This is a genomic window from Kitasatospora sp. NPDC092286 (assembly GCF_044755565.1).
GTDB lineage: Bacteria > Actinomycetota > Actinomycetes > Streptomycetales > Streptomycetaceae > Kitasatospora.
On sequence record NZ_JBIVRD010000011.1, the window covers coordinates 89,479 to 98,587 of the forward strand.

Here is a 9,109-nt window from a genome sequence, read left to right on the forward strand (position 1 = left end):
CTCCCCCGGCCCTGTACGCCCAAGCCCTGAGGCCTCAGAGCACGGCGAACAGGGCCGAGGCGTCGTCGTGCGTCTTGCCGCGCGGCCAGCGCTCGCAGGCGGCGTCGGACCGTTCGACCGCCCGCACCCGGGCGATCAGCTCGGCCGGGCCCGACTCGGCGAGCAGCCGCAGCACGTCCGCCCACCCGCCGAGGCCGAAGCGCTCGGTGTAGCGCGCGGCTCCGTCGGTCAGCGCGGCCACCGCGTGCAGTCGGTCCAGGCCGACGAAGCCGGTCTCGGCGTGCTGGGCGGCCTTCGGGCCGGCCGCCGCGATCCACGGACCGTCGCCGGTGTTCCGCACGGCCCGGACGGCCAGCGCGTACTCCAGGTGCAGCGCGGCGCGCTCGACCGAGCCGGGAACGGCGGACCAGACCTGCCGGCGCAGCTCCTCGCCGTCCGGGAAGCGCTGGTTGTCGCCGATCACCTTCGGCGGGCCGTCCTTGGGCTCCAGCACCAGCAGGGAGTCCCCGAGCACCAGGTACTCCAGCGAGGCGCCGTGCCGCCGGGCCGCGACCACCATGGCCGCGGGCGTGTTGGGGTGGGCGAGGTCGCAGCGGCCGCCGTGCAGCGCGGCCGTCTCCACGATGGCGTCGGCCAGGCACTCGGCGATCGAACGGTCCGCGCGGTCGGTGAGCCGGGCCAGCAGATGCACCCCCAGCCGGCGGACGTACCAGGCGGTGCCGTGGCGGCAGCCGGATTCCAGGCCGGGCGGCGTGCTCGAACCGTCGAGCAGGACGAACGCCTCCGGCGAGACCGCCGCGAAGTCCTCGTTCTCCCGGTCCGGCCGCTGTGCTTCCCCTGCGAGCTGTACCTGCATCCCGACAGTGTGGCCGCCGTCCGCCGCCCGTGCCCGGACCGCTCCACCGGTGTGGCGCCGACGACGGGGCACTGGCCGCCCGGCGTCCGGTGGCAGCCGGGGTGATTCGGCCATACCGTCGGATATCGAGTGGACAATTCGGCCGATCAGGGCCTGTCAGGTTTGGGATCTCCTTCGGGGGTTCCGGCGGCCCGGGACTGACGAGGAGCACGGGATGGTCTGGCAGTTCATCGTGTTGCTGGCCGCCTCGACCGGCTTTCCGACCGCCGCGCTGCTGTTCCTGATCGGCGGGCCCCGCTTTCCCGACGAGCGGCGCGACGACCGCTGAAAACACCCGCGCAGGCGCTCAGGCCGCGGGCATCCAGCCCGGGTCCCGTCCGAGCAGCGCGAGCACTCGGCCGAACGGCCCGGCGGACCCGGCGGGCCCGCCCGGTTCGCGCCGCTCGCGGAACGCCCGCCCCGGCCCCCGGTCCTGCGGCTCGGCCGGGACCAGCTCCGCCACCGCCACCAGGGCCGCGGCCAGCGGACGGTCGGCCTCCACCGCCGCCACCAGACCCGACGGCGCCCCCAGGGCGGCCGCGACGTCCCAGCCGTGCACCAGCGTGTCGAGCAACTGGAAGCCGGCCGCCTGCCGCAGCGGGAAGGTGCCGCCGGCCCGGATCTCGGGCAGCCACAACTCCCGTCCGGCCGAGGCCGCCCCGGCGAACGCGGCCACCAGCTCGTCCGCCGAGAGCCGGAACGCGCCCGCCGGGTCACCCCCGAGCTCCGCGTCCGCCCAGAGCGCGAGGTCCGGGCCGGCACCGCGCGCCGCCGCGGCGAAGCCCCGGTGCTGGCCGACCGCGTGCGCCAGCAGCCGGCCCAGTGTCCAGCCCGCGCAGGGCGTCGGCAGCGCCAACCGGTCCGGCCGGACGGCGTCGACCACCTCGGCGGCCAACTCCAGGGAACGGGCGTGCAGTTCGAGCACCTTCATGCGGATGCCACCTCCTGGTGCGCCGCCAGGAAGCCGACGGCGTTGTCGACGACGGCGGGTTCGGCGACGATCCTGCGGTGGCCCAGCCCCCGGGTGACCAGCAGTTCGAGCCGGTCGCCGTAGGCGGCCTTCAGCCGGTGGGCGTGGTCCAGGCCGACCACGCCGTCGCCCTCGTCGTGCACCACCAGGATCGGCAGCCCGATCTGCTCGGGCCGGCGGGCGGCGTCGAAGTACTCCCAGACGTCGTCGACGCCCGCGAACATCTCCCCGCCGACCCGGCGCCGCAGATCCCGTGCGATCCGGGCGTTCAGCCCGAGGCCGGCACAGAAGGCGGCGGGCAGGCCGGAGAACTCGCTGACCCCGGAGAGCGCGACCAGCCGCCCGGCCCGCAGGCCCTCGCGCAGCGAGAGAAAGGCGGCGGCGACGCCGAGCGAGTGCGCGACGACGGCCTCGAAGTCGCCGTACCGCTCCTGGAGCCGCCCGGCGATCTCGCGGTACTCCAGCACCGTGGTGGCGCGGCCGCCGGATTCGCCGTGCCCGGGGGCGTCGAAGCCGACCGGGCTCAGGCCGAGCGCCCGCAGCCGCGGGACGTAGGCCGCGAAGCGGGAGGCCCGGGACTGCCAGCCGTGCATCAGCAGGACGGGCCGGGTGCCGTCGCCCCAGCGGTAGACGACCACGCGCTTGCCGTTGACGGTGAGCCGCTCGGTGGCGGCCTGCCGGTGGACGTCGCGTTCGCGTTCGCGCAGCCGGCCGCGCCGGACCGGGTGCCGGAACAGCTCGAACGCGCCGCGCCCGGCCAGCCGGGGAGCGAGCAGCGAGGTGGTGTTGAGCGTGGTGCGGATCAGTGCGACGGCCGGGTCCATGGGGTCTCCCTGTCGGGTCTGACGGGCGTGCCTGGGTGCGGGGGCCGAACTCGCGAGGATATTAGCACGACCGTTCGTACATTTTCAGGGCCGCCCCCGGCCCTTCCTCCGCTCTTCCGGGCCGGGCGGCACGGGCGCCCCGCTACCCTGGCGGCACGGAACACGACGAGAGACCGAGGTGGACGGTGGCCGGTTCGACCACGGACGGACGGGTCCTGCGCGGCGAGGAGACCCGCCGGACGGTACTGCGCCGCGCGGTCGAGATCGCCTCCGTCGAGGGTCTGGACGCGCTGTCGATCGGCCGGCTCGCCACCGACCTCGGACTGAGCAAGAGCGGGGTGTTCGCCGGCTTCGGCTCCAAGGAGGAGCTGCAACTGGCCACCGTCCGGGCCGCCCGGCGGATCTTCTCGGACGCCGTGATCACGCCCGTGGCGGACCTCCCTCCCGGGCTCGACCGGGCCCGCCGGCTCTGCGAGGGCTGGCTGGCGTACTCGCGGGCCAGGGTCTTCCCCGGCGGCTGCTTCTTCTTCGAGGTGACCGCCGAATACGACGCCCGCCCCGGCCCGGTGCGCGACGCCCTCGCCGCCTGCGCGCGGGAGTGGCACGCCCTGGTACTCAGTACCCTGGCGGAGGCCCGCGCGACCGGCGAACTGCGGGCCGACGCCGACCTGGAGGGGCTGGCGTTCTGTCTCGTCGCCGTCCTGGAGACGGCCAACTCACAGGCCGTGCTGTTCGACGAGGCGACGCCGTACGACCGGGCCGCCCTGGCCGCCCTGCGCCTGCTCCGGGCGGACGCCACCGACCCGGCGACACCCGTGCTCGCTCAGGGCGACGCCTACCGGACGCCCTGACCCGAGACCCCCCGGACCCGGCCCAACGCCCGTTCCAGCACGGCCGCCTGGGCCAGCAGCCGCTCGTCGGCGCCGGCCGCGCCGACCACCTGGAGGCCGAGCGGCAGACCGCCGGCCGCCGGCCCGGCGGGCAGGCTGAGCGCGGGCAGCCCGGCGTAGCTCCAGGGCAGCGACATCACGGCGTCGCCGGTGCTGTCCAGCCCGGGCGGCGCCGGCCCGGTGGCGGAGGGCGCCAGCCAGAGGTCCACCCCGGCCCGCCCGGTCTCCTCGGCGATCCGGTCGCGGAAGTGCTCACGGGCGCGCAGCGCCGCCTCGTGGTCCTCCGGCGCGACGCTCTGGCCGTGCCGGATGCCCGCCACCGTCTCCGGCCGGTAGAGGCCGCCGAATCGGGTGAACCAGTCGGCATGGCTACGGGCCAGCTCGAAGCGGTTGACCGTCTGCAACTGCCGGGTCAACTCCGCGATGTCCGGCAGCAGATCCACCTGATGCACCGTCAGCTCTGCGGCGGCCAGCAGCTCCAGCTGCTCCGCGAAGGCCTTCAGCGCCTCCGGCCGGGCCGCCTCCAGGTACGGTCCGACGGGCACCCCCAGCACCGGCGGCGCGGCCCCCTCGCCCGTCCACCGGCCTTCGCCGGCAAGCCCGTTGCCGTCGGCCTGGCAGTCGTCGACCGGCCAGCCGTCGGCCCGCCAGTCGTCGCAGAGCAGCGGCGCGGCCAGCACCGCGCCCGCCAGGTCGGCGGTGAAGAGGCCGAGGGTGTCGAAGCTCGGCGCGTTCGGGATCACCCCGTCCATCGGGATCCGCCCGTACGTCGGCCGGAAACCCACCACCCCGCAGTAGGCGGCGGGCCGGATCACCGAGCCGACGGTCTGGGTGCCGATCGCCAGCGGCACCAGCCCGGCCGCGACCGCCGCCGCCGAACCGCTGCTGGACCCGCCCGGGGTGTGCCCCAGGTCGTGCGGGTTGCGGGTCGGACCGGGGGCGCTGGCCGCGAACTCGGCGGTGACCGTCTTGCCCGCGACCAGCGCCCCGGCCGCCCGCAGCCGGTCCACCACCGCGGCCTGCGGCCCGGCCAGCACGCCCGGCGGCAGCGCCGAACCGGCGTGCGTGGGCAGGCCGTTCACATGGACGATGTCCTTGACGCCGACCGCCACGCCGTACAGCGGCGGCGCGGTCGCCGGGTCGGGGTGGCGGGCGGCGAGCGCGCGGGCCTCGGCGCGCAGCCGGTGGAGCCGCCCGGACTCCGGCAGGAACGCCCGGACCAGCGGGTCCACCCGCTCGATCCGGGCGCAGAGCCGGTCGACGTGGACCGCCAGGTCCGGGTCGCCGGCCCGCAGCCCGGCGGCCTCCCGGACCAGTGACCGGGGCCGGACCAGGGGCGTCTGCCTGCCGATCACGTCCATACCGGTCACGGTAGACCCGGCCGGTGCGTCACGGGTGCTCGGTGGCCAGATACGGCGTCTCGCGCAGGAAGTACGCGCCGCAGGTGTGGCAGCAGAGCTCGGGGGTCTTCCCCCAGTCCGCCGGCTCCCGCACGGGCGCGTCCGGATCGAGCTCCCGGCCGCACATCGCCACGCTCTCGGACGCACGGACCATGTGCCAGAGCCGCACCCCGGCGGCCGGGCCGTCGGCGCCGTACTCGGCTCGCATCTGGTGCATCATTCCCCCATCGTCCGGCGGCCGTGCGGCACCGGCAACCGGGGGTGCGGACAACCGTTCGCGCCTCTCGGTGGTCTTCCGACCCGAAGACCGTCCACCGAACCCACCGTTGGAGCGATGACCGTGCGCACCTCCCGCCTGCTGGCCGCGTCCACGCTGCTCGTGCTCACCGTCGGCGCGACGGCCACCGGCACGGCGACCGCCCTGGCCGCCGACGCCTCGCCGAACCCCACCGCCACCGCCACGGCCACCGCCGGTCCGTCGGCCACCGCGAGCCCGTCGGCGACCGCGACCGCCGGTCCGTCCGCCACTGCCACTGCCACTGCCACGACCACGGCCACGCAGTCGCCCGGCTCACCCTCCACCATCCCGGGCTGCCCGGAAGGCGTGACGCAGTCCCCGATGCCGGCCACCGTCACCGGACCGGCCGGTGTCCTCGTCCCGGGCGGGGAGGCCCAGGAGATCACCGCGGTGTTCGAGAACAGCAGCACGGCGACGATCGGACAGCTCGCCACCACCCTGACGCTCACCGCCCAGGGCGACGCCGGCACGGTGCCGGCCGACTCCTTCGACCTCCGGCTGCGCGCACCCGGCTCCGACTGGAAGCCCGTCCGGCTCACCGGCAAGCCGCTGGACACCGGCACGTTCCAGCTCGCCCGGGGCGAGAAGCTCACCCTCCAGCTGCGGATCGCCGCCGGCCCGAAGGCCCCGCTCGGTCAGTACCGCTTCGCCTTCGCCGCGCTCACCGAGCCCCTGCCGTCCGGCTCCGCCCCGGCCCGCAAGTACACCTGCCCCCAGCTGACCGGCTCCGCCACCGGCACCCTCACGGTCGCCGACCGCGCCCCCGCCACCGGGGCCACCACCCCGGCGTCCACCGGCCCGGCCACCACGCCCCCGGCCGCCCACCTCGCCGACACCGGCGCCGGCACCGGCACCCGCCCGATCGCCCTCACCGGCGCCGCCGCCCTCGCCCTCGGCGCCGCCCTGCTGTTCCTCGCCCGCCGCCGCCCCCGCACCGAGGTCTGACCCCGGCGCCTGACCCCGGCGCCTGACCCCGGCGCCGCCCGCGCGGACCGGCCGGGACGGAGCCGCGCTACGACACCGACCGGAGCAGGGTGTCGTCCGGCCACCGGAGAATCTTGTCGAAGCTCACGATCGCGCCGCGGAGGGGGTGGTTGCGGAGCTGGACGTGGTCGGTGAGGGCGTGGATGAGGAAGAGGCCGCGGCCGGACTCGGCGGTGAGGTCGGGGAGGGTGTCGAGGTCGACCGGGCGGAGGCCGGGCACCGCGTCGGCCGGTCCGCAGGACGGCAGGACATGGGTGTCGTAGGGGCGGTCGGCGTGGCGGACGCGGTGGCCGGTGAGGACGCGGGCCGGGACGGCGGCGCGGCCCCGACGGCTGTGCCGGTGCGCGGCCGGGCGGGACGGCGGAGCGGTCGGCCGGCGCGACGGCGGCGCGGACAGCACTGCGGACGGCAGGGGCGGCAAGGCCGGCAGGGACGGCGGCAGGGCCGAGGCGGGCAGGCCGGGGCCGGAGTCGGTCACCTCGATCCGCAGGCGGTCGCCGCCGATCGAGGCGGTCACCTGGAAGCCCTCGCCCGGTCGGCCGCCGGCCCCGTGCTCGACGGCGTTGGCGCAGGCCTCGCTGAGCGCGACCCCGAGGTCCTGGGCGATCTGCGGATCGACGCCCGCCGCCGCCATGGCGCCCAGCAGTATCCGCCGCGCCAGCGGCACGCTGGCCGGGTCGCGTTTGAGGTGCAGAGTCCACCAGATGTCCACGGGAAGTCCCTCCTGGCTGCGGCTCCACATACAACTAGGTATCTCCGGGCGTTCCGGTGGTGAACCGTGCCGAAGGTCCGCTACCGCCCGTTCGGCGGATGGACTGCCGCCGTGGTCTGTGCCGAGCGGCGCACGCGGGGGCGTGCACGCGGGACCGAACGGGGCATTCGTAGGGATTTCCCACCCTGCCCACGGGGGCGAGGCAGGCGATGAGATGATGGCCCGGCCATGACTGCCCTCGCCGCCGCCCCGCTCCCGGGCGCCCCCGCACCGGATGCGCCGGTGGGGGCCGCCGCCTGGGATCTGCGGCTTGCCCGGGCGGTGCCGTTCGCGCTGGTCTGCACCTTGATAGCGGCAGGCGGGCACGCGCTGGCCGGCGGCGGGAACGTCGCCCTGCCCGCGCTCGCGACGGGCTTCGCGGTGGTCCTGGTGCTCGCCGTGGCCCTCGGCGGGCGGGAGCGTTCGCTCACCGCCATCGCCGGTGCGCTCGGTGCGGGCCAGCTCGGCCTGCACGGCCTCTTCCACGCCTTCGGCGGCCACGCCGGCACGGCGGCCGGTGCCATGGCGGGGATGCAGCACGGCGGCTCCGGGCCGCTGACCCTGCCGCAGGTGGCCGGCCGGCTGATCTGCAACGAGGCCCGCCCCGGCACACTGACCGGCCTGCCCGGCAACCCCTCCGTCGAACAGCTGGTCTCCAGCGCGGGCCTGGACCCGCAGGCGTACGCCGTCGTGCCCTGGTGGCAGGGCGGCGTGTTCGGCATGACCTCGTCGATGCTCGCCGCCCACCTGGCCGCCGCCCTGGTGGCCGGCTGGTGGCTGCGGCGCGGCGAGGCGGCGCTCTGGCGGCTGCTCCGGATCACCGCCGAGGCCGCCCGGGAGCACTGGGCGACGCCGCTGCGGACGGCGTTCGCGCTGGTCGCGGAGCTGCTGCGCGGGCTGATCGGCACCTCAGGCGGCCCGGCCCGCCGGTACGGCGCACGGGGCGGGGAGAACCCGCCGCCGGCCGGTGCCGCGCTGCGGCACAGCGTGGTGCGGCGCGGCCCTCCGCTCGGCGCGCTCGCGTACTGACCCGACCTCGGTACCCCCGTCCGTACCGGGCTCCGGGCTACGCATCAGCCGAGCCGTAACCGCCCCACCCGGGCCTGCGGCCCCCCACGTCCCCCCGCCGCGCGGCCCCGCCGAGACACGGTTCGTCCGTGCCCGGGAGCGGGCCTGCCCGCCGAGCCTCCGAACGGAGCCCCCCATCATGCGTTCCCTTCCCACCCGCCGTATCGCCGCCGTCGCCCTCGCCGCCGCGACCTCCGTCGTGGTGCTGGCCGGCCCCGCCTTCGCCCACGTCACCGTCAACCCGGGCAGCGCCGAGCAGGGCGGTTACACGGCCGTCGACTTCCGGGTGCCGAACGAGAGCGACACCGCCGGCACCGTGAAGCTGGAGATCAACCTCCCGCTGGACCACCCGCTGGCCTCCGTCCGGACCCTCCCGCTGCCGGGGTGGACCACCACCGTCGAGAAGTCCAAGCTCGACAAGCCGATCAAGGTGCACGGCAGCGACGTCAACGAGGCCATCTCCAAGATCACCTGGACCGCCGACGCGGGCATCAAGATCGCCCCCGGCCAGTTCCAGGAGTTCCGCGTCTCGCTCGGCCCGCTGCCGACCGACACCGACACGCTGACCTTCAAGGCCCTGCAGAGCTACGACAACGGCGACATCGTCCGCTGGATCGACGAGGCGAAGGACGGCCAGCCCGAGCCCGCCAAGCCCGCCCCCGTGCTCAAGCTGACCAAGGCCACCGGCGGTGACGACCACGGCGTCACCGCCGCCCCGGCCGCGGCCGACAGCCACGGCATGAACGGCGGCAGCACCTCCTCGGAGGCCTCCGGCTCCACCGCCAAGAGCAGCGACTCCACCGCCCGGGTGCTCGGCGTGGTCGGCATCGTGGTCGGCGTGATCGGCGCCGCGTTCGGCATCCTCGGCCTGCGCCGCAAGGACGGCAGCGCCGCCTCCTGACCCTCGCACCGGCGGGGGCGGGCCCCCCCCCCCGGGCCGCCCCCCCCGGGGCCCCCCCCCCCCCCGCGGGACACCCCACCCCCCCCCCCCCCCCCCCCCCCCCCCCCCCCCCCCAGCCCCCCCCCCCG

The 9,109-nt window shown here is 76.3% G+C and carries 10 protein-coding genes; 4 read left to right on the top strand and 6 right to left on the bottom strand.

Annotated features, from left to right (window positions below; translation table 11 throughout):
• Nucleotides 1-34 precede the first annotated feature (34 nt).
• The 3 genes from ACIQIB_RS13680 to ACIQIB_RS13690 all read right to left on the bottom strand — a co-directional run bounded on the left by ACIQIB_RS13680 (nucleotide 35) and on the right by ACIQIB_RS13690 (nucleotide 2,689).
• A complete protein-coding gene (locus tag ACIQIB_RS13680; RefSeq protein WP_400757956.1) occupies nucleotides 35-856 on the bottom strand; it encodes an integrase in 822 nt (273 codons plus the stop codon).
• A 346-nt stretch (nucleotides 857-1,202) separates the two neighbouring features.
• Complete coding sequence (locus ACIQIB_RS13685; RefSeq protein ID WP_400757958.1) at nucleotides 1,203-1,826, bottom strand: TIGR03086 family metal-binding protein; 624 nt, start codon at nucleotides 1,824-1,826, stop codon at nucleotides 1,203-1,205.
• Nucleotides 1,823-2,689: an alpha/beta hydrolase gene (locus ACIQIB_RS13690; protein ID WP_400757960.1), complete on the bottom strand. Its 867-nt coding sequence runs from the start codon at nucleotides 2,687-2,689 to the stop codon at nucleotides 1,823-1,825. The genes ACIQIB_RS13685 and ACIQIB_RS13690 overlap by 4 nt, the downstream gene beginning before the upstream one ends.
• 185 nt (nucleotides 2,690-2,874) lie before the next feature.
• Here ACIQIB_RS13690 and ACIQIB_RS13695 point away from each other — a divergent pair, with 185 nt between their 5' ends.
• A complete protein-coding gene (locus ACIQIB_RS13695; protein ID WP_363605284.1) occupies nucleotides 2,875-3,540 on the top strand; it encodes a TetR/AcrR family transcriptional regulator in 666 nt (221 codons plus the stop codon).
• On the opposite strand, the gene ACIQIB_RS13700 is transcribed toward ACIQIB_RS13695, so the two are convergent.
• Both ACIQIB_RS13700 and ACIQIB_RS13705 read right to left on the bottom strand, forming a co-directional pair.
• Entirely contained in the window at nucleotides 3,525-4,940 is a 1,416-nt protein-coding gene (locus ACIQIB_RS13700; protein WP_400757962.1) for an amidase, read from the bottom strand. The genes ACIQIB_RS13695 and ACIQIB_RS13700 overlap by 16 nt on opposite strands.
• 28 nt (nucleotides 4,941-4,968) lie before the next feature.
• Nucleotides 4,969-5,199, bottom strand: a complete 231-nt coding sequence (locus ACIQIB_RS13705; RefSeq protein ID WP_363605282.1) for a hypothetical protein — start codon at nucleotides 5,197-5,199, stop codon at nucleotides 4,969-4,971.
• 114 nt (nucleotides 5,200-5,313) lie between these two features.
• On the opposite strand from ACIQIB_RS13705, the gene ACIQIB_RS13710 reads away from it, so the two are divergent.
• Entirely contained in the window at nucleotides 5,314-6,222 is a 909-nt protein-coding gene (locus tag ACIQIB_RS13710) for an LPXTG cell wall anchor domain-containing protein (RefSeq protein ID WP_400757964.1), read from the top strand.
• A gap of 67 nt (nucleotides 6,223-6,289) precedes the next feature.
• Here the strand turns inward: ACIQIB_RS13710 and ACIQIB_RS13715 are convergent, their stop codons facing one another.
• Nucleotides 6,290-6,973 (bottom strand): ATP-binding protein, encoded by a 684-nt coding sequence (locus tag ACIQIB_RS13715; protein WP_400654265.1) that lies wholly within the window; start codon nucleotides 6,971-6,973, stop codon nucleotides 6,290-6,292.
• 228 nt (nucleotides 6,974-7,201) lie between these two features.
• Between ACIQIB_RS13715 and ACIQIB_RS13720 the strand changes: the two genes are divergently transcribed.
• Together ACIQIB_RS13720 and ACIQIB_RS13725 are read left to right on the top strand one after the other, a co-directional pair.
• Nucleotides 7,202-8,041, top strand: coding sequence for a hypothetical protein (locus tag ACIQIB_RS13720; RefSeq protein WP_400757966.1), 840 nt, complete (start codon nucleotides 7,202-7,204; stop codon nucleotides 8,039-8,041).
• 178 nt (nucleotides 8,042-8,219) lie between these two features.
• Nucleotides 8,220-8,981 carry a YcnI family protein gene (locus ACIQIB_RS13725; protein WP_400654261.1) on the top strand — a complete coding sequence of 254 codons (762 nt, stop codon included), beginning with the start codon at nucleotides 8,220-8,222 and terminating at the stop codon, nucleotides 8,979-8,981.
• The last annotated feature ends 128 nt before the right edge of the window (nucleotides 8,982-9,109 follow it).